The 26,646-nt window shown below is 68.3% G+C and carries 24 protein-coding genes; 15 read left to right on the top strand and 9 right to left on the bottom strand.

The annotated features are described in order from the left end of the window. Positions 1 to 37: 37 nt before the first annotated feature. Genes ACWCPQ_RS28450 through cobF form a run of 3 tightly spaced genes read right to left on the bottom strand, consistent with a single transcriptional unit; the run spans position 38 to position 2,562 of the window. A complete protein-coding gene (locus ACWCPQ_RS28450; protein WP_449904543.1) occupies positions 38 to 1,531 on the bottom strand; it encodes a dihydrolipoyl dehydrogenase family protein in 1,494 nt (497 codons plus the stop codon). A gap of 8 nt (positions 1,532 to 1,539) precedes the next feature. Further along, positions 1,540 to 1,785 (bottom strand): DUF2630 family protein, encoded by a 246-nt coding sequence (locus ACWCPQ_RS28445; protein WP_449904541.1) that lies wholly within the window; start codon positions 1,783 to 1,785, stop codon positions 1,540 to 1,542. A 36-nt stretch (positions 1,786 to 1,821) separates the two neighbouring features. After that, positions 1,822 to 2,562, bottom strand: a complete 741-nt coding sequence (cobF, locus tag ACWCPQ_RS28440) for a precorrin-6A synthase (deacetylating) (protein WP_449904538.1) — start codon at positions 2,560 to 2,562, stop codon at positions 1,822 to 1,824. A gap of 228 nt (positions 2,563 to 2,790) precedes the next feature. Here cobF and ACWCPQ_RS28435 point away from each other — a divergent pair, with 228 nt between their 5' ends. The 8 genes from ACWCPQ_RS28435 to ACWCPQ_RS28400 all read left to right on the top strand — a co-directional run bounded on the left by ACWCPQ_RS28435 (position 2,791) and on the right by ACWCPQ_RS28400 (position 9,247). Next, complete coding sequence (locus ACWCPQ_RS28435) at positions 2,791 to 3,615, top strand: hypothetical protein (protein ID WP_449904535.1); 825 nt, start codon at positions 2,791 to 2,793, stop codon at positions 3,613 to 3,615. A gap of 96 nt (positions 3,616 to 3,711) precedes the next feature. After that, positions 3,712 to 4,551: a thymidylate synthase gene (locus tag ACWCPQ_RS28430; RefSeq protein ID WP_449904532.1), complete on the top strand. Its 840-nt coding sequence runs from the start codon at positions 3,712 to 3,714 to the stop codon at positions 4,549 to 4,551. A gap of 5 nt (positions 4,552 to 4,556) precedes the next feature. Beyond that, positions 4,557 to 5,054: a dihydrofolate reductase gene (locus ACWCPQ_RS28425; protein WP_449904572.1), complete on the top strand. Its 498-nt coding sequence runs from the start codon at positions 4,557 to 4,559 to the stop codon at positions 5,052 to 5,054. Positions 5,055 to 5,194: 140 nt separating this feature from the next. After that, on the top strand, positions 5,195 to 5,521 hold the full coding sequence (locus ACWCPQ_RS28420; protein WP_449904530.1) for a cupin domain-containing protein: 327 nt from the start codon (positions 5,195 to 5,197) through the stop codon (positions 5,519 to 5,521). A 51-nt stretch (positions 5,522 to 5,572) separates the two neighbouring features. Beyond that, the gene (locus tag ACWCPQ_RS28415; RefSeq protein WP_449904528.1) at positions 5,573 to 6,601 is read left to right on the top strand and encodes a Dyp-type peroxidase; all 1,029 of its coding nucleotides are present in this window, start codon (positions 5,573 to 5,575) and stop codon (positions 6,599 to 6,601) included. After that, positions 6,598 to 7,395, top strand: coding sequence for a family 1 encapsulin nanocompartment shell protein (locus ACWCPQ_RS28410; RefSeq protein WP_449904526.1), 798 nt, complete (start codon positions 6,598 to 6,600; stop codon positions 7,393 to 7,395). Before ACWCPQ_RS28415 ends, ACWCPQ_RS28410 begins: the two co-directional genes overlap by 4 nt. A 47-nt stretch (positions 7,396 to 7,442) precedes the next feature. Next, positions 7,443 to 8,012 carry a hypothetical protein gene (locus ACWCPQ_RS28405; protein WP_449904524.1) on the top strand — a complete coding sequence of 190 codons (570 nt, stop codon included), beginning with the start codon at positions 7,443 to 7,445 and terminating at the stop codon, positions 8,010 to 8,012. A 98-nt stretch (positions 8,013 to 8,110) separates the two neighbouring features. After that, complete coding sequence (locus tag ACWCPQ_RS28400; RefSeq protein WP_449904522.1) at positions 8,111 to 9,247, top strand: lipase family protein; 1,137 nt, start codon at positions 8,111 to 8,113, stop codon at positions 9,245 to 9,247. Between the two features lie 6 nt (positions 9,248 to 9,253). On the opposite strand, the gene ACWCPQ_RS28395 is transcribed toward ACWCPQ_RS28400, so the two are convergent. Then, the gene (locus ACWCPQ_RS28395) at positions 9,254 to 10,873 is read right to left on the bottom strand and encodes an acyl-CoA dehydrogenase family protein (protein ID WP_449904520.1); all 1,620 of its coding nucleotides are present in this window, start codon (positions 10,871 to 10,873) and stop codon (positions 9,254 to 9,256) included. Between the two features lie 123 nt (positions 10,874 to 10,996). On the opposite strand from ACWCPQ_RS28395, the gene ACWCPQ_RS28390 reads away from it, so the two are divergent. Continuing rightward, positions 10,997 to 12,409, top strand: coding sequence for a hypothetical protein (locus ACWCPQ_RS28390; RefSeq protein WP_449904517.1), 1,413 nt, complete (start codon positions 10,997 to 10,999; stop codon positions 12,407 to 12,409). A gap of 4 nt (positions 12,410 to 12,413) precedes the next feature. On the opposite strand, the gene pgi is transcribed toward ACWCPQ_RS28390, so the two are convergent. The 3 genes from pgi to ACWCPQ_RS28375 form a co-directional block, all read right to left on the bottom strand. Further along, the gene (pgi, locus tag ACWCPQ_RS28385) at positions 12,414 to 14,051 is read right to left on the bottom strand and encodes a glucose-6-phosphate isomerase (protein WP_449904515.1); all 1,638 of its coding nucleotides are present in this window, start codon (positions 14,049 to 14,051) and stop codon (positions 12,414 to 12,416) included. A gap of 805 nt (positions 14,052 to 14,856) precedes the next feature. Next, positions 14,857 to 15,657: a biotin--[acetyl-CoA-carboxylase] ligase gene (locus tag ACWCPQ_RS28380; RefSeq protein ID WP_449904513.1), complete on the bottom strand. Its 801-nt coding sequence runs from the start codon at positions 15,655 to 15,657 to the stop codon at positions 14,857 to 14,859. A 61-nt stretch (positions 15,658 to 15,718) separates the two neighbouring features. Further along, positions 15,719 to 15,895 carry a hypothetical protein gene (locus ACWCPQ_RS28375; RefSeq protein ID WP_449904510.1) on the bottom strand — a complete coding sequence of 59 codons (177 nt, stop codon included), beginning with the start codon at positions 15,893 to 15,895 and terminating at the stop codon, positions 15,719 to 15,721. 283 nt (positions 15,896 to 16,178) lie between these two features. On the opposite strand from ACWCPQ_RS28375, the gene ACWCPQ_RS28370 reads away from it, so the two are divergent. The 3 genes from ACWCPQ_RS28370 to ACWCPQ_RS28360 all read left to right on the top strand — a co-directional run bounded on the left by ACWCPQ_RS28370 (position 16,179) and on the right by ACWCPQ_RS28360 (position 18,933). Further along, positions 16,179 to 17,819: an acyl-CoA carboxylase subunit beta gene (locus tag ACWCPQ_RS28370; protein WP_449904508.1), complete on the top strand. Its 1,641-nt coding sequence runs from the start codon at positions 16,179 to 16,181 to the stop codon at positions 17,817 to 17,819. A 114-nt stretch (positions 17,820 to 17,933) separates the two neighbouring features. Continuing rightward, the gene (locus tag ACWCPQ_RS28365) at positions 17,934 to 18,263 is read left to right on the top strand and encodes an acyl-CoA carboxylase subunit epsilon (RefSeq protein ID WP_449904506.1); all 330 of its coding nucleotides are present in this window, start codon (positions 17,934 to 17,936) and stop codon (positions 18,261 to 18,263) included. A 25-nt stretch (positions 18,264 to 18,288) separates the two neighbouring features. Beyond that, positions 18,289 to 18,933 (top strand): Maf family protein, encoded by a 645-nt coding sequence (locus tag ACWCPQ_RS28360; RefSeq protein ID WP_449904503.1) that lies wholly within the window; start codon positions 18,289 to 18,291, stop codon positions 18,931 to 18,933. On the opposite strand, the gene ACWCPQ_RS28355 is transcribed toward ACWCPQ_RS28360, so the two are convergent. Continuing rightward, complete coding sequence (locus ACWCPQ_RS28355) at positions 18,862 to 19,842, bottom strand: helix-turn-helix transcriptional regulator (RefSeq protein WP_449904500.1); 981 nt, start codon at positions 19,840 to 19,842, stop codon at positions 18,862 to 18,864. The two genes, ACWCPQ_RS28360 and ACWCPQ_RS28355, sit on opposite strands and share 72 nt — an antisense overlap. Positions 19,843 to 20,009: 167 nt before the next feature. Here ACWCPQ_RS28355 and ACWCPQ_RS28350 point away from each other — a divergent pair, with 167 nt between their 5' ends. From ACWCPQ_RS28350 to ACWCPQ_RS28340, 3 genes are all read left to right on the top strand, one after another. Beyond that, positions 20,010 to 20,867, top strand: coding sequence for a sulfurtransferase (locus tag ACWCPQ_RS28350; protein ID WP_449904498.1), 858 nt, complete (start codon positions 20,010 to 20,012; stop codon positions 20,865 to 20,867). A gap of 1,056 nt (positions 20,868 to 21,923) precedes the next feature. Continuing rightward, complete coding sequence (locus ACWCPQ_RS28345) at positions 21,924 to 23,714, top strand: acetyl/propionyl/methylcrotonyl-CoA carboxylase subunit alpha (protein ID WP_449904496.1); 1,791 nt, start codon at positions 21,924 to 21,926, stop codon at positions 23,712 to 23,714. Between the two features lie 144 nt (positions 23,715 to 23,858). Next, positions 23,859 to 24,815 carry a patatin-like phospholipase family protein gene (locus ACWCPQ_RS28340; RefSeq protein WP_449904494.1) on the top strand — a complete coding sequence of 319 codons (957 nt, stop codon included), beginning with the start codon at positions 23,859 to 23,861 and terminating at the stop codon, positions 24,813 to 24,815. Between the two features lie 194 nt (positions 24,816 to 25,009). On the opposite strand, the gene amaB is transcribed toward ACWCPQ_RS28340, so the two are convergent. Then, positions 25,010 to 26,545 (bottom strand): L-piperidine-6-carboxylate dehydrogenase, encoded by a 1,536-nt coding sequence (amaB, locus tag ACWCPQ_RS28335; RefSeq protein ID WP_449904490.1) that lies wholly within the window; start codon positions 26,543 to 26,545, stop codon positions 25,010 to 25,012. Positions 26,546 to 26,646: the final 101 nt, after the last annotated feature.

Raw genomic sequence — 26,646 nt, 5'->3', positions numbered from 1 at the left:
TGGCTACGCTCCGCTCCCGCCTCCGGGCCTGACTCGCTCATACCTGCGATGGTAACGACGACCGATCGGTCTCCAACAGTCGTAACCAGAATTCGCTGATCGACGGAAAAGCCGGCACTGCGTGCCACAGTGCGTCCAGCGGGACGCGACCCGCGACCGCGATGGTCGCGGCGTGCAGTTGTTCGCCGACCTCGGGCCCGACGAAGGTGGCACCGAGCAGTGTGTCGGTCGCGTTGTCGATCACCAGTGCGGCGCGGCCCGTGTAATCGTCGCGGGCCAGTGCCGAACCGGCGACGGCGATATCGAGTTCGACCGTGCGGATGTCGTATCCGGCCGCGCGGGCGGCGGCGGCAGTGCGGCCGACGGCGGCGACCTCGGGATCGGTGAACACGACCTGTGGCACGGCGTGGTGGTCGGCGCAGGCCCGATAGCGCGGCGCGGACAGCGACCGGCCCTCGGCGCGGGCCGAGATCACGTCGCCGCAGACCCGGCCCTGATACTTGCCCATATGCGTGAGCGCGGCGCGGTGGTTGATATCGCCCACGGCGTAGAGCCACTCGCCGCCGACCCCCGATACGGTCAACTGATCGTCGACGGGGACGTAACCGGTTTCCAGACCGACGGTCTCCAAGCCGATATCGGTGGTGTTCGGCACTCGTCCGGCCGCCACCACGATCTCGTCGGCGACGAGCGTGGTCGCGCCGCCGGGCCCCTGCGCGTGCACCGTCACGGTGCCCCCGTGGATCCGGCCCTCGCCGTGGTCGGCGGCGTCCGGCCGGGACACCCGCTGCGGTTGTGTCCCGAACAGGATCCGAACTCCCTGCGCGGTGAGCGCGGAGGCGACGTACTCACCGGCGAACGGCTCCACCCCGGCGAGCAACCGCTCACCGCGGACCAGCACGGTCACCTCCGCACCGAGCGCCGACAACCAGGTGGCGGCCTCACAGGCCACCACTCCGCCGCCGATCACCACGACCCGATTCGGGACCTCGTGCAGATTGGTGGCGTCCCGGGACGTCCAGGGCAGGGCCGCGCGCAGGCCGGGAACATCCGGAACCGCGGCGTGGGTGCCGGTGGCCAGCACCACCGCTGCGCGGGCCCGCAATATCCGGTCACCGACGCGTACCCGGCGTTCGCCGTCGAGCCGGCCGGTACCGCGGATCACCTCGATGCCCTGCTGGGTCGCCCACTCGACCTGGCTCGAATCGTCGTGGTCGCCGTGCTGGGAGTGCACGAATTCGTCCCGCCGGCGCAGCACCTCGGCAATATCGGGACCCGATGCCTCGATACCGGGCAGACCCAGCGCTGCCCCCATGACATGGCCCGGCCGCAGCAGTGCCTTGCTCGGGATACAGGCCCAGTACGAGCATTCACCGCCGACCTTTTCCGGTTCTACGATGGCCGCTGTGCGGTCGCTACCGGCAATGGCGTAATCGGCCGCGTTCTCGCCTGCCGGGCCGCCGCCCAGCACGATGACGTCGTATTCGGTGATGCCACCTGCCTCGGCGGCACCACGGTCGCTGTCGGGCATCGGGCTCCTTACTGTAGGTAGCCCTCGACCTCGCCCGCCGATCGCGGCTGGGCCTCCTCCGGGGGTTCGTTGCTCTCGATCCGGGCGCGTCGCTGTCGCAGCAGATCCCAGCACTGGTCGAGCATGACCTCCACTTCGGCCAGTCGGCGCCGCTCCACATCGGGGTCGAGCTCCCCGCGCGAGGCCCGCGACCGCAGGTCGTGCTCGTCGTCGACGAGATCTTTGATCCGCCCGAGTATGTCCTGTTCGGTCATGCCGACCATGCTACGACCCGGGGGCCGATCACCTGCTCATTCGGCCGGGCGCAGCAGGTAGATGTCCATGATCCAGCCTTTGCGTTCGCGCAGTTCCGCGCGGCGCCGCACGATTTCGCCGCCGATCTCGCCGACCCGCCCGGCGAACAGGGTTTCGTCGGGCATTCCGAGATAGGCCCCCCACCAGATGAAGGTGTCACCGGGGACAGTGGTGAACGCGCAGTCGGCGTCGAGCATCACCACGGTCGAACCCGGTCCGAGACCGTCTTCGCGTAAGCGGCGTCCGGTGGTGATGTGCACCGGTTCGCCGATCCGGTGCAGGACGGTCCGGTGCCGGGCCGCGAGTGCGTGCACGCTGGTGACACCCGGGATCACCGTGTAGTCGAAACTCAGTACGCCCCGGGCCAGCACCCGCTCCACCATCCGCAGGGTGGAGTCGTAGAGGGCCGGATCACCCCACACCAGGATCGCGCCGACTCCGTCATGCGCCGCGAAGGCCTCTTCCAGCAGCAGCGAACGCCGTTCGTGCCAGTCCAGCACCGTGCCCCGGTAGTCGTCGGGTGTGCGGTCGCGGGGCGGATCGGGTATTTCGACGATCCGGTGCGGACGGTCGGCGTATTCGCCGAGGATCGCGGTGCGTACCTCCACCAGTTCGCGCTTCTCGGCGCCTTTGCCGATCACGAAGAAGACATCCACCTCGCGGAGAGCCTTGATCGCCTGCATGGTCACCTGGTCGGGGTCGCCGGCGCCGATACCGATCACATACAGCGTGCGCATGAGGTCAGCTTGGCAGGCCGGATCACCGGGCGTCGGTGGGGCCGGGTTGTCACCGGTGGTGACCTCCGCGATCGCCGGTATCGGTACCGTTCACGGCTGTCGATCGAGAGCACGCCGACATGGATGTTCTCGCGTCCGCACCGGTGTGGCTGCCGTGCAGGAGAAGGGTTGTTTTCGAAAAGGGCCAGTCGCAAGGTCGCGGGCATCGCGCATTCACTGTCAGAGACCTTGACCGATATCAGCGCGCATTTGGCCGGCAGCTGGCGTCGGCGCAGTGACACGGCAGCCGCCGGCGCCAAACTGCTGCGTCGGCGAGGAGCCGAACCGATCGGCGGGGTCCCGGGGTCGCCGGACGATCGCGGGCGCCGGGCGGGGCGCAAGAGCGAGCTCGCGGCCGGCGACGGTCCGATGCCGGCACCCGAGGCGACGGCCGCGCATATTGCTCGAACCGGATGGGCCACCGGACCGATGATGCTGCGTACACATACCACCGACAGGGGAGGGCTGATACCGCCGAGAACCCTCATGGAGTCCGTGTCCAACGCCCCGGTCGATACAGATCTCTTCATCAGCCGGGCCGGTCTGAGCGAACTGTTCGCCCAGAACATCGCCGGTGGGGTGCGGCTCGATCGGCTCGAATCACTCGGTCCCATCATCCCGCACTACAACTGTCACGGATACACCTTCAGCCGGGACGGTGCAGCGGGTTTCATGACCGGCCGCCTGGTGGACGGGATCTTGGCCGACAACGGGTTCCGCCGGATGGACAGCCTCGACGCCGTGGCGCCGGGTGATGTGGTGGTCTATCGGAAGGGCGGCGAGGTCCAGCATTCGGGAGTGGTCGCGGGCAGATATTCCGGCGCGATCCATGTGGATTCCAAACAGGGCCCGCTGTCGGTCGTACGGCACCGCATCGACGAGGTCACCGGCTTCTACGGGTCGGATGTGACGGTCTACCGCACCGATCGTCCGGAAGGGCGGTTTCTCACACCGGTCGAGAATTCCGACGAACCGGCACCGCCGTGGCCACCACCACCGCACGATGGGCGGTGAAACACCGGTAGCGTCTTCCGCCGCGGTGCATAGCACCCGGCATCACAGCACCCGCCCGGCCCCGCAGCGCGCCCGGGTGCGCAGTAAGCTCGGCGCGTGGTCAGCGCAGCGAAAAGTCAGGTCCCGGACCCGCGACACGCTCCGGACACCCAGTACGAAGATCTGCTCCGGCTCGTCCTGGACACCGGGACCGCCAAGGCGGATCGCACCGGTACCGGCACGCGCAGTGTGTTCGGTCATCAGCTGCGGTACGACCTCGCTGCCGGATTCCCGTTGATCACCACGAAGAAGGTGCATCTCAAATCCATCGTGTACGAACTGCTGTGGTTCCTGCGCGGTGATTCCAATGTGCGGTGGTTGCAGGAGCACGGGGTCAGCATCTGGGACGAATGGGCCGATGCCGACGGTGAGCTCGGGCCGGTGTACGGGGTGCAGTGGCGTTCCTGGCCGGCCCCCGACGGCCGCCATATCGACCAGATCGCCCAGGTGCTGCACACGCTGCGCACCGACCCCGATTCGCGGCGGATGCTGGTATCGGCTTGGAATGTGGCCGAGCTGGACCGGATGGCGCTGGCGCCCTGCCACGCGCTGTTCCAGTTCTACGTCGCCGACGGTCGGTTGTCCTGCCAGCTCTACCAGCGCAGTGCCGACCTGTTCCTCGGCGTCCCGTTCAATATCGCGAGTTACGCCCTGCTCACCATGATGGTCGCCCAGCAGGCCGGTCTGGCGCCGGGCGATTTCATCTGGACCGGCGGGGACTGCCATATCTACGACAACCACCACGACCAGGTCGCCGAGCAGCTGACCCGGCCGCCGTACCCGTTCCCGGTACTCGAACTCGAGCCGGCGGCCTCGCTGTTCGACTACCGCTACGAGGACATCCGGGTGCTCGACTACCGGCATCATCCGGCTATCAAGGCTCCGGTGGCGGTGTGACCGCGGTGGCTTCCGCCCGCGTGATCGGCCTGATCTGGGCGCAGACCCCCGACGGGGTGATCGGGGTGGACAATACGATTCCGTGGCAGGTCCCCGAGGATATGGCCCGTTTCAAGGCGACGACCGCCGGCCATCCTGTGATCATGGGACGGCGGACCTGGGATTCGCTGCCGGACCGCTTCCGGCCGCTGCCGGGCCGCCGCAATATCGTCGTGACCCGGCAGCCGGACTGGTCCGGCGAAGGTGCGGAATCCGCGCCCTCGGTCGAGGCCGCACTGGAACTCGCGGCCCCGGCCGCGACCTGGGTTATCGGTGGCGGCGAGATCTATCGCCTCGCCCTGCCGCGGGCCACCGAATTGCTGATCACCGAGGTCGATGCCGAGGTCGACGGGGACGCCTACGCCCCGACGCTCGGGCCCGAATGGTCGTCGGCCGACTCGGCGGCCTGGCTCGATTCCGCGGGCGGCCATCGGTATCGGATCAGGCGTTTCACCCGTCGCTGAGCGGCCCCCGGCCGCTGGGCGGTTGCGATACCGGACCAGCCTCGGAAAACGCCGGAACGGTGGCCCCCGGTCGGGCATACTCGGCTGTACGTCCCGCGATCACAGCCCGGTCGTGGGTATGCGGAGGCGAAAGGCTGTCCATGGACAAGAAATCGCTGACAGCGGTGGCCCGGCAGCAGTTGAAGCTGGCCGCGACCGTCACCAGTGGCCGCAGCTCGCAGACGATCTACGGTGGCCACGCGAACTCCCTGCGCCAGACCGTGGTGGGGTTGTGCTCGGGGCAGAGCCTGGCCGAGCACGACAACAACGGCGAGGCGACCCTGTTGGTCCTGTCCGGCACGCTCACGCTGCACAGTGGGGACAACGAGTGGAAGGGATCGGCCGGGGATCTACTGGTGGTGCCGAAGGCACGGCACAGTGTGCAGGCCATCGACGACGTGGCGTTTCTACTGACGGTCGCCAAGTAGACCCCACCGGGTCACGTGGTCGCCGGCGGTTCGCCGGTAGGGTGATCGTTCATGGGGCAGCCGCAGCCGATCCTGGAACCGCTCACACCGGCCGCGTATTTCCTCGTCGCCACCATCGAGCCCGGTGGTGAGGCGGCGGCGCGAGATCTGCTCGCCGAACTTCCCGGCCTCCGCCGGTCCGTCGGCTTCCGGTTGCCGGGGGCCGGGCTGGGTTGTATCACCGGGGTCGGTTCGGCTGCGTGGGACCGGTTGTTCGGCGGTCCCCGTCCGGCCGAACTGCACGAGTTCCCCGGTTACGACGGTCCGCTGCACCAGGCCCCGGCCACGGCGGGCGACCTGCTGTTCCACATCCGTGCCCAGGTACACGACGCATGCTTCGAGCTGGCCATGGCGATCGGTGACCGCCTGGCCGGTATCGGCACGATCGTCGACGAAACGGTCGGCTTCCGCTATTTCGAACAGCGCGACCTGCTCGGTTTCGTCGACGGCACCGAGAACCCCGAGGGTGGGTTCCCGGATACGCCCGCCGGCCGGGCCGCGCTGATCGGTGCCGGAGATCCGGATTTCACCGGCGGCAGCTATGTGATCGTGCAGAAGTACCTGCACGATATGGCCGGGTGGCGGGCACTGCCGGTCGCGGAACAGGAGCGGGTGATCGGCCGCACCAAACTCGAGGATTTCGAATTCGACGACGCGGTGAAACCCGCCGATTCGCATATCGCGGTGAACCAGGTGATCGAACCCGACGGCACCGAACGGGAGATCCTGCGCGCGAATATGCCGTTCGGCAGTGTCCGTGACGGCGAATTCGGTACCTATTTCGTCGGCTATTCGGCGACTCCCCGTACTACCGAGATAATGCTGGAGCGGATGTTCCTCGGGACCGACGAGGCCACCCACGATCGGATCCTGGATTTCTCCACCGCGGTCACCGGCACGCTGTTCTTCGTTCCGCCACAGGATTTCTTCGACGATCTGCCCGCCCCACCGGACGCGGCCGAGGCGGCGGATCCGGAACCGGCGCCGGTCGCGGACGGTTCCCTCGGTATCGGCACGTTGAAAAGGAGCAGCACGGTATGAACAACCTCCATCGCGAACTCGCGCCGATCACGGATTCGGCCTGGGCCGTTATCGAAGAGGAGGCCACGCGGACATTCAAGCGGCACAACGCCGGCCGTCGCGTGGTGGATCTGTCCGGCCCGCACGGTACCGACTATTCGGCCCGGGGCCTCGGGCACACGACACCCATCGCCGCCCCGCACGACGGGGTGCAGGCGCGCCAGCGCGTGGTGGCACCGCTAGTCGAGCTGCGGGTGCCGTTCACGCTGTCGCGGGAGGAACTCGACAATGTCGAGCGCGGCGCCCAGGACACCGATCTGGATCCGGTGAAGGACGCGGCCCGCAATATCGCCTTCGCGGAGGATCGCGCGGTGTTCGAGGGGTATACGGCGGCGGGTATCACCGGGATCCGCTCCGGTTCGTCGAACAGGGCGATCGCGTTGCCCGAGGATGTGTTCGGTGTGCCCGAAGTGATCGCGCTGGCGGTGAGCGAACTGCGGCTGGCGGGTGTGGACGGACCGTATTCGGTCCTGCTGAGCGCCGATCTGTACACGAAGGTGAGTGAGACCTCCAACCACGGACATCCGCTGCGCACCCATCTGGAACGCCTCGTTCCCGACGGCGAGATCATCTGGGCCCCGGCCATCGACGGCGCGTTCGTGCTCACCACCCGCGGCGGAGATTTCGACCTCACGCTGGGCCAGGACCTGTCCATCGGTTATCTGGCACACGACGCGGAGACCGTGCAGCTGTATTTCCAGCAGAGCATGACCTTCCACGTGTATTCCGCCGAGGCCGCCGTCGCGCTTTTCTGAGCCGGTGACCAGCGTCACCGGGCCGGTCACTCACCGTCCGGTAGCGTGTGGCCGAGAGCACCGGAGTGCGGTTGAACGGAGTCGGTATGCAGATGGTGCACGCGGGTGTCGTGCCCCCGGGCCGGGTGCTGGGATACAGCCTCGCCGGGGTCGCGGTGGTCGTCGTGGTGACCGTTCCGACTGTCCTGTTCTTCGGTCCGGCCCGGGTGTTCACCGGGATCGTGCTGGGTGCGCTGCTCGCGGTCGCCGCGCTGTTCGCGTTGTTCACCCGGGATGCCGTGGTCCTCACCGAGCAGGCGATCCATCGCCGTACGCCCTGGTCGGTGACCAGTATCGACTGGGATCGGGTGGTGGCCGGGCGTTTCGGCCTCGACGAGAAGTCACGCTGGTCGCTTGCGCTGGATCTTTCCGGCGGTGCGGAATTGCACGGCGAACTCGTCCTGTTGTCGATTCCGCCGGTCGACGGACCGATATCCGGCGCATACGACCTGCGTAAACGCGAGCAAATAAACGAGATACGCAATATGTTGCGGCATAAACGGATTCCCATTACGGTGCTTCCGGATATCGCGGGCGCACTCGAGCAGCATTGGCGGATCGCTCCGCCCACGAGGTGAACACCGGTCCGCCGGTTCGCCGCATACGTTTCCGGAGCGCGCAGATCGCGACCGCTGCCGCTATCGAGGAAACGACAACCGCACGGAAAAGGAGAGTAATGGTTCGCCACGTCCGGGTAATCGTGGGGATCGTCACGCTGATGGCGGCGCTCTGCGCCGGTCTGCCGTCGGCCGCGCGAGCCGACGAGGGCTGGTATCCCGGGCGACTGCTGGCGGCCGCGCCACTGGGCCGCGCATGGTCGGGCCTGGACGGTGTGCAGCGCATCGAATACATCACCACCGGACCCGGCGGCAAACTCGTTCCCGCCGCCGCTCTCGTGCGTATCCCCGGCGGACCCGTGCCGGAGGGCGGTCGCCGGGTGGTCGCCTGGGATCACGGCACCTCCGGCCTGGCGCAGGACTGCGGGCTCACCGGGTCGGCGCAACTGGAGCAGCACACCGGCCCGACCGTGCAGCGTCTCACCGATGCGGGGTACGCGGTGGTCGCTCCCGACTACATCGGACTGAGCCCCAACTCCCCGGGCCCGCACCCGTATCTGCAGACCAGCACCGAGGCCACGGCCACCATCGACGCGGTGCGCGCTGCCCGTGCGGCGTTCACCGAGCTGTCGTCGAGCTGGGCGGTGGCCGGGTGGTCGCAGGGTGGCCACGCCGCGCTCGGTACCGGCCGGTTCGCTCCGGAATATGCTCCCGAACTCGATTTCCGCGGCACCGCCGCGCTGGCTCCGGTCACCAACCTGGAGGACATCTTCCTGCGTTCGCGCCCGGATCAGCCCGAGATGCCCGGATATGTGGGCCGGTCCGTGCCCCTGGTGCTCGCGGGGATGACGGGCGCCCAGCTGGGGCCCGAGGTGGGCGACTTCCTGACCCCGCAGGGGCGCCAGTTCATCGCGGGGCTGAGCACCGGCTGCAATTCGCAGGCGCGCAAGATGCTGTCCAGCGTGGAGATCGGCGCAATGCTGACCCGGCCGCTCAACGATCCCGAGTTCGCGCCGGTGATGCGCGACTACATGTCCGTTCCGGTCAGTGGATACCAGGATCCTATCCTCATCGTGCACGGCAACTTCGACACTGTCGTGCCGCTACCGCTGAGCCTCGCGATGGTGGGGAAGTTCGTGCTGCACGGCACCCAGCATCAGGCCCGATGGCTGAACGCCGGGCACGAGAACCTGGAGAGCTCGGGTGGGATGGACCTCGTCCTCGCCTTCCTGGCCAAGGAGCTCCCGGTCGACTGATCCGGCTCAGACGAACGCCCGCTCGATGACGGCCGTCGTATCCACCCCGGTCGGTAGTGTGCCGAACGCGGCACCCCAGTCCGTGCCCAGGCGGGACGCGCAGAAGGCGTCCGCGACTGCGTGGTGGCCGTGCCGGACCAGCTGCGCACCCTGCAGTACCAAGGCCATCAGCTCGACGATCCGCCGCGCGCGGTACTCGATATCGCTGTGGTCGGCCAGTTCCTTGCCGATCAGGTCGATCGCGTGATCCAGGTACGGGTTCTCCCCGCGCGCCCGCGATACTTCCGTGAAGTAGGCCTCCACAGTGTCGGGCCGGGTACCCATCGCGCGCAGCGCGTCGAGCGCGGCGACATTGCCGGAACCCTCCCAGATCGACATCAGGGGCGCCTCCCGGTAGAGCCGGGGCATCCCCGACTCCTCGACGTAGCCGTTCCCGCCGAAGCATTCCAGTGCTTCGGCCGCGTGTACGGACGCGCGTTTGCACACCCAGTACTTCGTGACTGCCAGGGCGATCCGGCGTAGCGCCGCTTCGCCCGGATCCCCGGCCGCCCGGTCGGTGGCCCCGGCCAGCCGCAGCATGACCGTGGTGGCCGCCTCGGATTCGATCACCAGATCGGCCAGGACGTTGCGCATCGCGGGCTGATCGACCAGCGCGGCACCGAAGGCTTTGCGGTGCCGGGCATGGTGGACCGCGCGGACGGCGGCCGCGCGCATCCCGACCGAGGAACCGATGACGCAGTCGAGCCGGGTCATATTGACCATCTCGATGATGGTCTTCACCCCGGCGCCCTCCGCGCCGATCGGCCATCCGATCGCGTTCTCGTATTCGATCTCCGCCGAGGCGTTCGACTTGTTGCCGAGTTTGTCCTTGAGCCGTTGCAGCCGGATCGGATTGCGGGACCCGTCGGGCAGCACTCGCGGCAGCAGGAAACACGACAGTCCGCCCGGGGCCTGCGCGAGCGTCAGGAACATATCGGACATGGGCGCGGAGGTGAACCATTTGTGTCCGATGAGCCGATAGGTCCCGTCCGGCTGCGGAGTCGCGGTGGTGGTGTTGGCCCGCACATCCGAACCGCCCTGTTTCTCCGTCATCGACATACCGGCGATGAGCCCGGCCTTGGTGGACGGTTCACGCAGCCCGAACTCGTAGGAGCGCGAGGTGAGCAGCGGTTCGTACGCGGCCGTCAATTCCGGGTTGTGCCGCAGTGCCGGAATCGCGGCGTAGGTCATCGAGATCGGGCACATATGACCGGCGTCGGCCCCGCCCCAGACATAGAACTTCGCGGCCCGGGCCACATGCGCGCCGGTCCGGTCGTCGGTCCAGGGGGCTGCGTGCAGGCCGTGTTCGACCGCGACCGTCATCAGGTCGTGCCAGTGTGGATGGAACTCCACCTCGTCGACGCGGTTGCCGTACCGGTCGTGGGTGTGCAGGACGGGCGGGTATCGCTCGGCGAGCCGGCCCCACTCCTGCACCTGCTCGCTCCCGGCGAGCGCGCCGAGTTCGCGCACCTCCGCCTCCGCCCATCCGGCACCCTCCCGGTGCAGTCCGGTCAGCAACGAGGGATCCCGGGCGGCGTCGAACGGCGTGATCGGCGGAACCTGGTTGAAGACCTCGTGCGTAGGCATCCATCGATTATGCGTCCTACGTCACACTGCGGAACGGCGGGGATGACGACCGGTAGGTATCGGCGGTGGGCGTCTGGTAGGTGGCTGCGCCGGCGCCCCGGAATCAACGGCTAGCCTGTGCGGATGCGCCGCTTGAGCGTTGTCGACGAGATCTTTCTGCGGACCCATCGCGGGCTCGGCACCCCGATCGCACTCCAGGGCCTCTGGCGGACCGAGGAGCCGGTGGACCCGGTGGAACTCGCCCGGTTGCACGAAGGGTTGCGTACCGGGCCGCTGGCCCGCCGCGTGGTGCGTCCGCGGATACCGGGCGCGCGATCCCGCTGGCAGCACAACGATCGCGCGCATCCGCTGGAACTCCACCGCGCGGCTCTGGCACCGGAACAGATCGCGCGCTGGGCCGACGCCCGCGGCGCGGACCTCGATCCGGAATACGGCCCGGGCTGGCGCCTGTCGGCCTCGCCGCTCACGGACGGCGGCACGATCATCGCGCTCACCTGCTCGCATGTCCTCGCCGATGCGCGAGGGCTGATCATCGCCGTCGAACGCGCGCTCCGGGAGCCGGCTTCCGGAGCCGACACCGATACGCCGCGCCCGCCCGCCGCGCCGGTTCCGGAATCCGCCGGCGCACACGATTCGGATTGGGCCGACGCCGCGCAGATCTGGGCCACGGTCGCGCTCGGTGGTATCCGTGCCGCCGCGGTCCGGATACCGCGCGGGGTGCGGAACCCGGAATCCGGGGCGGACGGCCGCGGCGACGTGGGGAACCCATCCGGGGGCCGGGCCCCGGGACAGCCCGCGGTGGCTCCGGATCCGTTGCGGGAGCCGCGGTCCGAATCCACGGACATCGAACCACCCGCAACCGCCGGATCGGCCGGAGCCGGGCACGGCGAAATGTCCGAGCCCGCGCTGATACTGCGCTGCCCGGTCACGGAGTGGGACCGGATCGCCGCGGCGTACGGCGGTACCGCGAACAGTCTGTTCATCTGGTCGGTCGCGAACATATTGTGGGCCGCGGGTTTCCCCGCCACCGAGATCACGGCCAGTCTGCCGGTGGACACCCGGGACGAACCCCGGATCGACAACGATCTCGCCGTGACCGAGATCGCAGTGACCCCGCCCGACGGTCCGGCCGATATCCGCGCGAAGAGCCGAGCCGCCTACGAGCGGCGGATGTCGAGCCCCGGTGGCCTGCCGGAGGAATTCCTGTACCTGGTGCCGGACAAGGTGGCGCATCTGCTGTCCCGCGGCGCCGGCGAACGCGACATCCTCTGCTCGAATATCGGCCCCATTCCGCCGGCGCTGTCGGTGCTCGGGCCGCACGAGTGCACCGGAATCGCGACCCGCGCCCTGCACCCCGGCCTCCGCCTCGCGAACCGGCCGCGAACCCGGCTGTCGGGCTACCTGTGCCGGTTCCGTGACGACTACATCCTGACCCTCGCGAGCCTCTACCCGGAACACATACCCGACACCGGCGCACTGCACCGGCTCGCCACCACGACCGCCCAGCGGGTCGGTCTGCCGATCCGGCCCTGGTGACGGCTCAGCGGTTGGCGCGGTACCAGCGGATCAGCGAATCGGTGGACGAATCATCCTGCGGTGCGGGTTCCGCCGGGTCGGTGAGCAGCGGCGCGAGCGCCAGAGCCTGCTGTTTACCCAGCTCCACACCCCACTGGTCGAAACTGTCGATACCCCAGATCACCCCGGCCACGAACACCTGATGTTCATAGAGCGCGATCAACTGCCCGAGCACCGAAGGAGTGAGCCGGGGCGCGAGAATCGTGGTGCTCGGCCGGTTTCCGGGCATCACCTTGTGCGGCACCAGCTCCGGTGGCGTGCCCTCGGCGGCGATCTCGTCGGCGGTCTTCCCGAACGCCAGGACCTTGGTCTGCGCGAACAGATTGCTCATCAGGATGTCGTGCATACTGCCGGTGCCGTCGCGGGTGGGCAGATCGTCGGTGGGCCGGGCGAATCCGATGAAATCGGCCGGGATCAACCGAGTGCCCTGATGCAGCAACTGGTAGAAGGCGTGCTGGCCGTTGGTGCCGGGTTCACCCCAGAAGATCTCGCCGGTAGAGGTGGTCACCGGGGAACCGTCCGCGCGAACAGATTTCCCGTTCGACTCCATGGTGAGTTGCTGGAGATAGGCCGGGAACCGGGCGAGATCGTTCGAATACGGCAGCACCGCGCGCGACTGCGCCCCGAAGAAATTCGCGTACCACACACCGAGCAGAGCGAGCAGCGCCGGCGCGTTCTCCGACAGCGGTGCGGTGGCGAAATGACGGTCCATATCGTGCATACCGGCCAGGAATTCGGCGAAGCGGACCGGGCCGATCGTCACCATCACCGACAGGCCGATGGCCGAATCGACCGAGTACCGGCCGCCCACCCAATCCCAGAAGCCGAACATATTGTCGGTGTCGATACCGAATTCGGCCACCCGCCCGGCATGCGTGGACACCGCCACGAAATGTTTCGGCACCGCGTCCGGGCCGAGCGCGTCGACCAGCCAGCGGCGGGCCGCGGTCGCGTTGGTGAGCGTCTCGAGGGTGGAAAAGGTTTTGGAGGCGACGATGAACAGCGTGGTCGCCGGATCAAGGTCGGTCAGTGTCGCCACCAGATCGGCGGGGTCCACGTTGGAGACGAACCGGGCACCGATCCCGGCATCCGCGTAGTGGCGCAGCGCCTGATGCACCATCACGGGCCCGAGATCCGAACCGCCGATACCGATGTTCACCACCGTGCGGATCCGCTGCCCGGTCGCACCGCGCCATTCACCCGAGCGCACGGCATCGGCGAAAGCACCCATCCGGTCCAGTACCCGATGGACGGCGGCGACCGCGTCCTCGCCGTCGATGGTGAGCGAACTACCCTTCGGCAGCCGCAATGCGGTGTGCCCCACCGCCCGGTCCTCGGAGGTGTTGATGTGCTCACCCCGCAGCATCCGGTCGCGCTGCGGCTCCACACCCGCCTCCCGGGCCAGCTCCACCAGCAGCTGCAGTGTTTCCCGGGTGACACGATGCTTGCTGTAGTCGATCCGCAACTCACTCGCGGTCAGCGTCAGATCGCGACCGCGCGGGGGATCTTCGGCGAACAGATCCCTCAGTTGTAGGGCAGCGATCGCATCGTGATGATCGCGCAATTTCTGCCATGCCGCCGATGCGGTTATGTCGACGCTCACACTGGCCGAGCGTACAACCCACCGAACCCGGCCGCTGGCGGGGTCGGGACATGCCGCGCGTTCCGGGCGATCACACCACCGCAGCGGTGGTATTTGCCGGTCGGTAACCCTGTGGTCGGTCGAGCATGTGTGGGCCGTCGGGTGAGTCGCCGACGGCGCGCCCGTGGAGGTGCGGGTCGGGCGGGGTGTTCGTGGGGTGCGGGTCGGGCGGGGTGTTCGTGGCCGACCGGGGCGCTCGCGGGCGTCGGAGGTGGGCTCGACTCGTGTCGGTGGGGTGTTGGGTTTGTTGGTGTGGCGGGAAGGTGGGTTTGTTGGTGTGGCGGGATGTGGGCTTGCCGGTGGCGGGTGGGGTGTTGGGCTTGCCGGTGGCGGGCGGGATGCGGACCCACAGGTGAAGGTGCTGTGTTTTTGGCGCGCTGGCGCGCGCGGGGTCGAGGCCCCCGAAGTCTCGCCGTTCAGGCCTCGAGACTCGCGCCTGCGGCGCATGCGCTTCGAGGCCCCCGAAGTCTCGCCGTTCAGGCCTCGAAGCGCATGCGCGAAGCGCGAGTCTCGAGGCCTGAACGGCGAGACTTCGGGGGCCTCGACCCCGCGCGCGCCAGCGCGCCGAAAACACAGCGCCTTCACGAGCAACCGCACCCCTCACCCCCACGAGCAACCGCGCCCCCACCTCTACAGGCGCCTCCACCGCAGCTCCACAAGCGCCTCCACCCTCGCCCTCCACAAGCAACCCGTCCCTCCTCCGCAAACAACCCCCGGGACCTCACTTACCGATCCAGAAACCCACCCGACCCCGCCGGGACCTCGGTCAGTCCCCGGGTCGCAGGTGCGTCACGTCCCCCGCCGCCACCGCCTTGTCGTCGATCAGCAGCCGCCCCGCCGAGTCGATATCGCGAGCGATACCGGTGAGCACCCCACCCCCCGGCAGTTCCGCCCGGACCCGGGAGCCCAGTGTCGCGCAGCGTTCCCGGTAGGCGTCGGCGAGCAGTCCACTTGCCCAGCCCGATTCCCGCCAGTCGGTGTAGCGGCGCGCGAATTCGGTGAGCAATGCCAGTACCAGACGGGTGCGGTCGGTTTCGGTGGCTCCGCTGAGGAGCAGCGAGGTGGCGTGCGGGACCGGGAGTTCGTCGGCGGTGAGACTCACGTTCATGCCGATGCCGACGACGATCGCCGGCCGGGGGCCCCCGGCCGCGACTTCGGCGAGTATTCCCGCGACCTTGCGGCCTTCGATCAGGACGTCGTTGGGCCACTTCAGGGCGGCAGGTACCCGAGCGGTCGTGGTGAGCGTGTCGACCGCCGCGATTCCGGTGAGCAGTGGTAGCCAGCCGAGGGTCTCGGGATCGAGGCCGTCGGGCCGGATGAGCAGGGACAGCGATATCTGGGCGCGCGGCGGGCTCGCCCAGGGGCGGGCCAGACGCCCGCGGCCGCTCTCCTGTGCTTCCGCGACGAGGACCACGCGATCCACCTCGGGGTCGGCGGCGCGCGCGATCAGGTCGGCGTTGGTGGATCCGGTCGATTCGATCACGTCGATTCCGGTGTAGAACGCCAGTTCCGGGGTCCCGGTCAGCGCTCGCCGCAGATGTTCGACGTCCAACGGTGGCCTCTGCACGAGGGCAGGTTATCCGGCCGGGCCGGGGGTCACCGCACGGCGGGTGCGGTGACCCCCGGGTCTAGCCGGCGAGGTCGTAACCGAGTGTCCGCGAGCCCCCGTACTCCGCGTCGTTTCCCCCGGCTTCGATCTCTTCGGTTTCGGCCTCGGTCTCGGTGACGGTGGGTTCCGGCTCGGTAACCCGGGTGAACGCGACGGCCTCCGGGAATTCTCCGGTTCGAGTTGTCCAGTGCCACATAACAGGCCACCCCCCTTCTGTGCTCCAAAAGTGGCCTGCTGCAAGGATATTGCCCAGGCCAGTTGTGCGAAAGCGATTTGATTCCCGGGCGCGCGCCCGCGCCCGGGAGGGGTTAGTCTTGTGACGATTCACCACGCGTGTCGCGTGGACGGTCGCCGCGATTCGCGGTACACATATGAACCGGCGACGACTTGCCCACCTGGGGTTTTCTCGACCAGGGTCTACTCACCAGTAGCCAGATCTGGGTTAACAGCGTGCCGAGGCTCTGGTTACACTCCGACCCATGACGAGTGTCCAGCAGCAGCCCACGCCGGATTCGGCAGGTGCGCCCGATATCCACACCACCGCCGGCAAACTGGCTGACCTGCGGAATCGGCTGGAAGAAGCCCAGCATCCGATGGGTGAGGCCGCGATCGACAAGGTGCACGCCAAGGGCAAGATGACCGCGCGCGAGCGCATTCTGGCCCTGCTCGACGAGGGTTCCTTTGTCGAACTCGACGCCTTGGCCCGGCACCGCAGTGTGAACTTCGGCCTGGACAAGCAGCGTCCCCTCGGCGACGGCGTGGTGACCGGTTACGGCACCATCGACGGCCGTGAGGTGTGCATCTTCAGCCAGGACGTGACCGTGTTCGGCGGCAGCCTCGGCGAGGTGTACGGCGAGAAGATCGTCAAGGTCATGGACCTGGCGCTGAAGACCGGTCGTCCGCTGGTCGGCATCAACGAGGGGGCCGGTGCCCGTATCCAGGAGGGTGTCGTCTCGCTCGGCCTGTACGGCGAGATCTTCCACCGCAATATCCAGGCTTCGGGCGTGATCCCGCAGATCTCGCTGATCATGGGTGCCGCCGCGGGTGGGCACGTGTACTCCCCCGCCCTCACCGATTTCGTGGTGATGGTCGACCAGACCAGCCAGATGTTCATCACCGGCCCGGACGTCATCAAGACGGTCACCGGCGAAGAGGTCACCATGGAGGAACTGGGCGGTGCCCACACCCACATGGTGAAGTCGGGTTCGGCCCACTACGTCGCCTCCGGCGAACAGGACGCCCTCGACTACGTCAAGGATCTGCTGTCCTACCTGCCGAGCAACAACCGCGCCGAAGCGCCGCGCTTCCCGGCCTCCGATCCGATCACCGGCGCGATCGAGGAATCGCTCACCGAAGAGGACCTCGAACTCGACTCGCTGATCCCGGATTCGCCGAACCAGCCCTATGACATGCACGAGGTCATCCGCCGGCTGCTGGACGACGACGAATTCCTCGAGATCCAGGCCGAGCGGGCCATGAACATCATCGTGGGCTTCGGCCGGGTCGACGGCCGCAGTGTCGGCATCGTCGCCAACCAGCCGACCCAATTCGCCGGCTGCCTCGATATCGACGCTTCGGAGAAGGCCGCGCGGTTCGTGCGCACCTGCGACGCGTTCAATGTGCCCATCATCACCCTGGTGGACGTCCCGGGCTTCCTGCCCGGTACCGACCAGGAATACAACGGCATCATCCGGCGTGGCGCCAAGCTGCTCTACGCCTACGGCGAGGCCACTGTGGGAAAAATCACGATCATCACTCGCAAGGCTTACGGTGGCGCCTACGACGTAATGGGCTCCAAGCATATGGGCGCCGATGTGAACCTGGCCTGGCCCACCGCTCAGATCGCCGTGATGGGTGCTTCCGGCGCGGTCGGGTTCGTGTACCGCAAGAAGCTCGCCGACGCCGCCCGCGACGGGTCCGACGTGGACAAACTGCGTCTGGAACTGCAGAACGAGTACGAGGACACCTTGGTCAATCCGTACGTGGCCGCCGAGCGCGGTTACGTGGACGCGGTGATCCCGCCGTCGCACACTCGCGGCCAGATCGTCTCCGCGCTGCGGCTGCTCGAGCGGAAGATGGTGACCATGCCGCCCAAGAAACACGGCAACATCCCGCTGTGATCCGGCGATACGCTCAGTAGGCCGCACACTGATTCCGGGTATGCGATCGGTGAGCGAGGATCGGCTCGCTGAACAGCGCGAGCCGGCTCGAGGCAAGAGAGAGGATCTGGCACTGTGACGATTGTGGCAGAAGAAGAAGTATTGGCCGCAGCGGAACTGGACCTCGTGACCAGGGATGTGCCGGCCGATGCCGCGACCGAAGCTGCCGTGGGCACTGCCGCCGCAACGAACGGGGAGCAGCCTTTCCTCGTGATCGAGAAGGGCGCACCCACCGACGCGGAGATCGCCGCGCTGGTCTGTGTGTTCACCGCTGCCGCCGCCGCGGGTTCCGCATCGGCCGAGTCCGGTCCGCAGGATCTGTGGGGCAAGCCGACGCTGCTGCACCGCGGTAACTCCCCGTTCTCGCCGTACTCCTATCCGCAGCTGTCGCATCTGCGGTTCTGACACCGAATACAGGAGATCCCCAGACGTGACCCGGCTGGTACTCGCGTCCGCGTCCCCTGCCCGCCGGTCGGTGCTGCGCGCCGCCGGGATCGAACCCGTCGTCCGGGTATCGGATGTGGACGAGGACGCCGTAGCGGCGGCCCTTCCGGCCGGTACCGGACCACGGGAAGTGGTCGTCGAACTGGCCCGGGCGAAAGCCCGGGCCGTGGCGGCCACGTTCGGCGGAGTGTCCGCCGAGGGCGACTCCGATCTCGTCGTCGTCGGCTGCGATTCCATGCTGCTGATCGATGGCGAGTTACAGGGCAAACCGCATACGCCGGAGGTGGCGCTCGCGCGCTGGCAGGCGATGGCAGGCCATTTCGCCGATCTGGTCACCGGGCATTGTGTGCTCCGCCTGCGCGACGGCACCGTCGTCGCCGAGGCGATCGATTGCAGCGCCACCACCGTGCACTTCGGTAAGCCCGATCCCGCCGAACTGGACGCCTATATCGCCACCGGCGAACCGTTGCAGGTGGCGGGCGCGTTCACCCTCGACGGGCTGGGCGGCTGGTTCGTCGACCGGATCGACGGGGATCCGTCCAGTGTCGTCGGGATCGGCCTACCACTGCTGCGCCGACTGCTCCAGGAAGTGGGCGTTGGCGTCGCCCAGCTGTGGGCCGACCGCCCCTGAGGGAGGAGCGCCGCGCAACCCCTGCCCGCCCTGTTGCCGGGCGGCCGAAGCCAGCGGTCCGGTAGCGGCCGGGAGCGGGTCGGAATCCAGCGCGGCCGACGCCGGTGGCAGCTGACTGCCCGGCGGCACCGTCTGACCCGAGACCCGCGACAACCGCGCGGCCTGTCCCGCGGCCGGATCGATCCGGCCGGGCTGCGGCCGCCGACGGGCGGCGGTCACGGCGGATTCGGCCGGTTCCGCGGCCGGCGCCCGATCAGCGGGCGCAGCGATACGCCGTAAACGCACCTCACACATCTCCTCGCCCACGAACGGCACCAATTCGGCTTCCACCCGCCCCTGCGCCCCGGATCGCTCCAGCAGCGCAGCCAGCAGCCCGCGATGCACCCCGCAGACGACTTCGGTGTGGGTCCGCGCCAGATCGCGCAGCGGACAGGCCGTCAGCCGGACGACCGCGCCCTCCTCGGGATCGCGGGCACCGTTCTCGCGCCCGTCCCGTTCCGGGGCGAAACCCAGCTCCGACATCAACGAGACGATGCGATCCTTGGTATCGCGCACCGACTCCACCGGTTCCCCGGCCGTATCGAGTTTGTCTCCCCAGGCTCGCCCGGCCGCCAGACCGGCGGCCGCTTGCCGTTCCGCATCGGGTCCCAGCTGATCGGCCAGCACCTGGGCCAGATCCTGATATCCGATGGTCCGCTGGACCGCCTTGTACCCGATCCGCGGACGCCCGCGACCGCGCGGCGGTTGCTGGAACTGCCGGACCAGCGACTCCCGGGTGAGGATGTCGAGATGGAATCGCACGGTGGTGACATGCTGGCCGGTGATCTGCGCCAGCTGCTGGGCGTCGAGAGGCTCGCTCGCGCCGCGGAGGATCGCGAGCAGGCGCCGCCGCGGCCAAGAATCAGACATAGCTCACCCCTCCTTCGGGGAGACTTTATCGGAGAGTTGTGCGACTAAATCGCCCATTGCACCGACTTTGTGCTCAGCAACAAGGTCACGTCAAGTCACACTTACTATCCACTGTGCGGCTCGAACCTGTCGTCAGCACTGCCCGCCTCCTGTGAAGGAATCCGAACGTGCCCGTCGCCCCGGACCCATACCCCGCCTTCGCTTCCTATGCTTACCCACACCGTCTGGTAACCACGGAATGGCTCTCGGCAAACCTCGGCACGCCCGGTCTGAAGATCATCGAATGTAATGCCGACGTCCTCCTCTACGGCATAGGCCATGTTCCCGGTGCCAGCAAGCTCGACTGGCGCAGCGACCTCGACGACCCGGTGACCCGTGACTATATCGATGGCGAGCGGTTCACCGAACTCATGCGCTCCCAGGGCGTCGAACACGACGACACCGTCGTGCTGTACGGCAATGACGGTAACTCCCATGCCGCGCACGCGCTGTGGGTTTTGACCATGTTCGGGCACGCCGACGTCCGCCTGCTCGACGGCGGCCGCGACGCGTGGATCGGCGAGGGTCGCGATATGGTCTTCGAGACGCCCGAACCGTCCCGCAGCCGGTACCCGCGCAACGAACGCGACGATACGACGTCGCGGGCCTTCCGCGAGGATGTTCTCGACCGTCTGGGCGAACCACTGGTCGATGTGCGCTCACCACACGAATACGCCGGCGACCCCGGCGAGGGCGGACCCGGTACCGCCCTGCGCGGCGGACATATCCCCGGCGCCGTCAACATTCCCTGGACCAGCGCGCTGACCCCTGACGGCCGTTTCCGTGACCGCGCCGCGCTCGACGAGATCTACGGCGGCATCACCCCCGGGCCGCTCACCGTCTACAGCGGGGTAGGCGAACGATCCAGCCACACCTGGTTCGTCCTGAAATACCTGCTGGGCCGCGAATCCGTACGCAACTACGACGGCTCCTGGACCGAATGGGGCAACTCGGTCCGCATGCCGATAGCCACCGGCAGACCGTAGCGCCGAGACCCATCCACCCACCTCGAAAACTCACGCACCCCCCACAGCCGACTTCACCGAGCACCCCCGGCGCACCGACCCATACAAACCCGGACCTCGTACGCCGACGCACCCGCCGAGTCGAGTTCTACGAGACACCGCAAACGGTGGAGGCCCATCTCACCCTTGGGCGAAGGTGCTCAGGCGGCTGCATTCCCCGGATGGCCGACCGCCGTCGCATGAGCCGCAGGCGCGAGTCTCGAGGCCTGAACGGCGAGACATCAGGGGCCCCTCGACCCCGCGCGCCGAAAACACAGCACCTTCGCGAGCAACTCCACCTCCACCAGCAACCCCCTCAACCGTCACGAGCAGCCCACCTCCACCAGCAACCCACCTCCCTCTTCACGAGCACCTCCCCCACTCTTCGATCAGACCCACACCGCCCAGACCAGCAACCTCACCCGACCTCCACGAGCGAACCCACCCCTCACCACGAGGGGGTGGCCCGACCGCTCACCGAGATCAGCAACCTCACCTCAGCCGGCAAACCCGCCCCTCACCACCAGCGGCAGCCGCACGCCTCGCCTCGATCAGCAGCCCCACCATCCCCCTGGCAGCCCACCTCTCAGCTCGCACCAGCAACCCGCCGCTCACCACCACCAACCCCCCATCGACCGCCGTGAGCAGGCCCGCCCCTTCGCCCCGGCCGCGCCCAGTGCGTCTCTCCGACCGACCCACCCGAACCGGCAAACCGAGCCGACCGGAAACCATCAGCGCGTCAGAGGGCCGTGGAGTGTGCCACATACCCACTCCGAGGGCATTGTGATCTGGGACCTACTCCCCGGTAGCCCTATCCGAGTTCCGCCTTTGTTGGCAGACTGCCTACACTCGCCCCGAGACAGTTAGTGTCGACCACGGGCGCGGAGCCCGCGTAGCGGATCCGAACCCACGGACCCGGAGCCCCACCAAGCGATCCGAACCTTCGGAAGCCGGACAGCGGACCCCGATCCGCGGGAGCGGAGCCGAAGCGCGGCCCATCCCGCACATCGAACAAAGAGATTGCACACAGGAGGCTCAGTGCCCAGCCATGCCAGCGCGCGGATCACGAAGGTACTCGTAGCTAACCGAGGCGAGATTGCCGTGCGCGTTATCCGGGCGGCCAAGGACGCCGGTCTCGGCAGTGTCGCGGTTTACGCCGAACCCGATGCCGACGCGCCCTTCGTCAAGCTCGCCGACGAAGCCTTCGCCCTCGGCGGCCAGACCTCCGCGGAGTCGTACCTGGTCTTCGACAAGATCCTGGATGCCGCCGCCAAATCCGGCGCCGACGCCATCCACCCGGGTTACGGCTTCCTCTCCGAGAACGCCGACTTCGCCCAGGCCGTCCTCGACGCCGGGCTGATCTGGATCGGCCCGTCGCCGCAGTCGATCCGCGACCTCGGTGACAAGGTCACCGCGCGCCATATCGCCGAACGGGCGAAGGCGCCGATGGCCGCGGGCACAAAGGACCCGGTGAAGAACGCCGACGAGGTCGTCGAATTCGCGAAGCAGTACGGCGTGCCGGTCGCGATCAAGGCCGCGTTCGGTGGCGGTGGCCGCGGTATGAAGGTCGCGCACACCATCGAGGAGATCCCCGAACTGTTCGAGTCGGCCACCCGTGAGGCGGTCGCCGCCTTCGGTCGCGGCGAATGCTTCGTCGAGCAGTACCTGGACAAGGCCCGCCATGTGGAGGCTCAGGTCATCGCCGACCAGCACGGCAATGTGATCGTCGCCGGCACCCGTGACTGCTCGCTGCAGCGCCGCTTCCAGAAGCTGGTCGAAGAGGCTCCGGCCCCCTTCCTGACCGACGACCAGCGGGCTCGTATCCACGCCTCGGCCAAGGCCATCTGCAAGGAGGCCGGCTACTACGGCGCCGGCACGGTCGAATACCTGGTGCAGGGCGATACCGTCTCGTTCCTCGAGGTGAACACTCGCCTGCAGGTCGAGCACCCGGTCACCGAGGAGACCTCGGGTATCGACCTGGTCCGCCAGCAGTTCCGGATCGCCAACGGCGAACAGCTGGAGATCACCGAGGATCCGACCCCGCGTGGGCATTCCTTCGAGTTCCGGATCAACGGCGAGGACGCCGGCCGCGGCTTCCTGCCCGCCCCCGGCCCGGTCACCGAGTACTCCGAGCCCACCGGCCCGGGTGTGCGTGTGGACTCCGGTGTGGTGCAGGGCAGCGTGATCGGCGGTCAGTTCGATTCGATGCTGGCCAAGCTGATCGTTACCGGTGAAAACCGGACCCAGGCCCTGGAGCGGGCGCGGCGCGCGCTCGCCGAGTTCCATGTGGACGGCCTGGCCACGGTCATCCCGTTCCACCGGGCGATCGTGGAGGACCCGGCCTTCATCGGCGACGGAGAATCGTTCGACGTCTACACCAAGTGGATCGAGACGGAGTGGAAGAACTCCGTCGAGCCGTTCACCGGCGGCGCCCCGGTCGACGAGGACGACGAGCCGCGGCAGAAGGTCGTGGTCGAGGTGGGCGGCCGGCGGGTCGAGGTTTCGCTGCCGGGCCAGTTCTCCGTCGGTTCCGGCGCTCCGGTGGCCGGTGCCGGCGCGGTGCGCAAGAAGCCGAAGCCGCGCACGCGCGGCGGCGCCGGTGGCGGCGCGGCCTCCGGTGACGCCGTGACCGCGCCCATGCAGGGCACGGTCGTCAAGGTCGCGGTCGAGGAAGGCCAGACCGTCGAGGCGGGCGATCTGATCGTGGTCCTCGAGGCCATGAAGATGGAGAACCCGGTCAACGCGCACAAGGCCGGTGTGGTGACCGGCCTGAGTGTGGCCGCCGGCGCCGCGATCACGCAGGGCACCGTTCTCGCCGAGATCAAGTAACCGGCTCGGCGTCGCGGCCGCCTCGCTGTGGGCCGCGACCGGTATGCGACAGCATGCCGACCAGCGAGCCAACAGTAGATGCACAGTGCTCCGGAGCGGGTGAGCGGCCGATGGCCGCCACCCGCTCCGGCGTATGGTGACCTGGTGATTCCAGTACAGCCGACGGTCGCGGAGGTGATCCGCGACCGTTTCGCATCCGGTAGCCGGGCCGACGGTCGTCGGCTCGTCCTCGTCGTCGAGGGCGGCGGCAGCCGCGGGGTGTACTCCAGCGGCATGGTGCACGCGCTGGAGGAGCTCGGATTGGCCGAGGTATTCGACGCCGTGTACGGCACCTCGGCGGGCGCGATCAACGCGGCCTGGCTGTTGTGCGGCCGGGCGGGACAGGGTCTGAAGGCCTGGACCGACGCGGCGATCATGCGCCGGGCGATCGATCCGGTCCGCATGCTGCGCGGCCGGCCCGCGTTCGATCTGAACTATCTGGTCCACAAGGTGTACGACGGACTGCATCCGATGGATTTCCCGGCCATCCTGGCCAATGAGACCACCTTCCATCCCATCGCCACCGATATCCGCACCGGCGCACCGGTCGATCTGCACCCGTTCATCGTCGACAAGGCGACGCTGCAGACCGCGCTGCGGGCATCGTCCGGGCTGCCGCTGCTGGCCGGTCCCCCGGTCGAACTCGGCGGGCGCCGGTACTTCGACGGCGGGCTCTCGGAAACGGTTCCGATACGCAGCGCGCTGAAGGCCGGGGCCACCCATGCGCTGATCCTGCGGACCCGGCGCTCCGACGAACGCCGCCCACCGCCACCCTGGCTGCACGATGTGGTCGGCGGCACCTATATGCGGTTCATCGCGCCCGGCGCCTACCGGGCGTGGAAGTTGCGACCGGGCCAGCAGGCGCTGGAGGACGGAGTGATCGCCGGGATGGGCGCGGCAGCGTGTCAGATCCATCCGCCGGCCGGATCGCCGGATATCAGCAGCGTCGAAACCGATCCCGGCATTCTCGCGCGGGGAATGGAGATCGGGCGTCGCGTGGTGGCCGATTTCTTCGCTGGGTCCGATTGCTCCGCTTCCGGCGTCGCGTCGGGGCCCTGTTGACCCGCCGGATCTCGGATGATTCGGCGGGGGTTCGAGGCGCTCGAGGGGCCGACGCATCGCCCCCGGGAACCTCACCGCCGCCCTCCGCCTGCCGGCATCGATGGACGACGCCCTCACCTCGGCCACGCGCTGAAGGCCGTTCCGCGATGGGCGGAGCGGGAGGTCGGTGGCCGCGCGCGTGCGGCGGTCGCGGGTCAGTCGAAACGGATGCCCTGGGCCAGCGGTAGTTCGGTGGAGTAGTTGATCGTGTTCGTGGCGCGCCGCATGTATGCCTTCCACGCGTCCGAACCCGATTCGCGGCCGCCGCCGGTATGTTTCTCGCCGCCGAACGCGCCGCCGATCTCGGCGCCGGAGGTGCCGATATTGACATTGGCGATACCGCAGTCCGAGCCGTCGGCGGCGAGGAAGCGTTCGGCCTCCCGCTGGTCGGTGGTGAAGATCGCCGACGAGAGCCCCTGCGGGACGCCGTTGTGTAGGGCCAAGGCCGTATCGAAATCGTCGTAGGTGAGGACGTAGAGGATGGGGGCGAAGGTCTCCTCGCGCACCACCTCGGTTTGGGCGGGCATCCGGACGATCGCCGGATCCGCGTAGAACGCAGCCGGACCCACTCCGGCGGGTTCGACTCGCTCGCCACCGCACAGCACTTCGCCGCCGTCGCCGCGGGCCCGGGCCAGCGCGTCCCACATACCGGCCCAGGCATCGGGCCCGTACAGCGGTCCGACTTGGACGCCCGGGTCCAATGGGTTGCCCACTCGCAACTGCCGATAGGCCCGTATCAGGCGGTCGAGCAGTTCGTCCACGACCGAGGAGTGCACGATGAGGCGACGCAGACTGGTGCAGCGCTGTCCGGCGGTACCGACCGCGGCGAAGACGATGCCCCGCACCGCCAGATCCAGATCGGCGGAGGGGGCGATCACCGCGGCATTGTTTCCGCCCAGTTCCAGTAGGCAGCGACCGAACCGGGCGGCTACTCGGGGCGCGACCGCGCGCCCCATCGCCACCGAACCCGTCGCACTGACCAGCGCGACCCGCTCGTCGTCGACGAGCCGGGCGCCGGCTTGCGCCGAACCCAGGACGAGCTGATGGATCCGCCGATCGGCGCCGACCGTATCGGCCGCCCGGCGCAGCAGCGTATGGCAGGCCAGCGCGGTCAGCGGGGTCCGATCCGACGGCTTCCACACCACCGTATCGCCGCACACCAGGGCGAGCGCGGTGTTCCAGGACCAGACCGCGACCGGGAAGTTGAAGGCCGAGATCACGCCGACCACGCCCAGCGGATGCCAGGTCTCCATGAGCCGGTGGCCGGGTCGCTCCGAGGCCATCGTGTAGCCGTAGAGCTGGCGCGACAGTCCGACCGCGAATTCGCAGATATCGATCATCTCCTGGACCTCGCCGCGCGCCTCGGCGGGAATCTTGCCCACCTCCAGGGTGACCAGTTCGGCGAGTTCGTCCTGATGACGGCGCAGCAGGACGGACAGTTCACGCACCACGGCCGCCCGCTGCGGCGCCGGGACAAGGCGCCAGGAGCCGAATGCGGCGGCGGCCGCGGCAAGGGCGGTATCGATCTCGGCGGGTGTATCGGGCCGTAGACCGATCAGCACTTCACCGTCGATCGGGCAGTGCACGCGCATCTCCCCGGGGGCCGGCGGATCGACCTCCAGTGCACGCAGCACCGCGCCGATCCGCTCGGCGTATCCGGCGGTCACGGTCTCACGGTCGGTCTCGGTCATCGGGAACTCCTCGGGGTCGGCCGGACGAAATGCACTGTGCGAAGAGCAGGGCCGGAGAATGAACGTTCACAACACGGTTCCGGCGGTGTGTCCGCTACGTT

Source organism: Nocardia sp. NPDC001965, assembly GCF_053594175.1.
The sequence above is the reverse complement of the archived record's forward strand: the minus strand, read 5'-3'. Positions and strand labels throughout refer to the sequence as shown.

Bases quoted from the DNA above. Each gene is read 5' to 3' on its own strand.
- ACWCPQ_RS28450 (WP_449904543.1), bottom strand. From the start codon at position 1,531: ATGCCCGACAGCGACCGTGGTGCCGCCGAGGCAGGTGGCATCACCGAA.
- ACWCPQ_RS28445 (WP_449904541.1), bottom strand. From the start codon at position 1,785: ATGACCGAACAGGACATACTCGGGCGGATCAAAGATCTCGTCGACGAC.
- cobF (WP_449904538.1), bottom strand. From the start codon at position 2,562: ATGCGCACGCTGTATGTGATCGGTATCGGCGCCGGCGACCCCGACCAG.
- ACWCPQ_RS28420 (WP_449904530.1), top strand. From the start codon at position 5,195: ATGGACAAGAAATCGCTGACAGCGGTGGCCCGGCAGCAGTTGAAGCTG.
- ACWCPQ_RS28415 (WP_449904528.1), top strand. From the start codon at position 5,573: ATGGGGCAGCCGCAGCCGATCCTGGAACCGCTCACACCGGCCGCGTAT.
- ACWCPQ_RS28410 (WP_449904526.1), top strand. From the start codon at position 6,598: ATGAACAACCTCCATCGCGAACTCGCGCCGATCACGGATTCGGCCTGG.
- ACWCPQ_RS28400 (WP_449904522.1), top strand. From the start codon at position 8,111: ATGGTTCGCCACGTCCGGGTAATCGTGGGGATCGTCACGCTGATGGCG.
- ACWCPQ_RS28395 (WP_449904520.1), bottom strand. From the start codon at position 10,873: ATGCCTACGCACGAGGTCTTCAACCAGGTTCCGCCGATCACGCCGTTC.
- ACWCPQ_RS28390 (WP_449904517.1), top strand. From the start codon at position 10,997: ATGCGCCGCTTGAGCGTTGTCGACGAGATCTTTCTGCGGACCCATCGC.
- ACWCPQ_RS28375 (WP_449904510.1), bottom strand. From the start codon at position 15,895: ATGTGGCACTGGACAACTCGAACCGGAGAATTCCCGGAGGCCGTCGCG.
- ACWCPQ_RS28370 (WP_449904508.1), top strand. From the start codon at position 16,179: ATGACGAGTGTCCAGCAGCAGCCCACGCCGGATTCGGCAGGTGCGCCC.
- ACWCPQ_RS28355 (WP_449904500.1), bottom strand. From the start codon at position 19,842: ATGTCTGATTCTTGGCCGCGGCGGCGCCTGCTCGCGATCCTCCGCGGC.
- amaB (WP_449904490.1), bottom strand. From the start codon at position 26,545: ATGACCGAGACCGACCGTGAGACCGTGACCGCCGGATACGCCGAGCGG.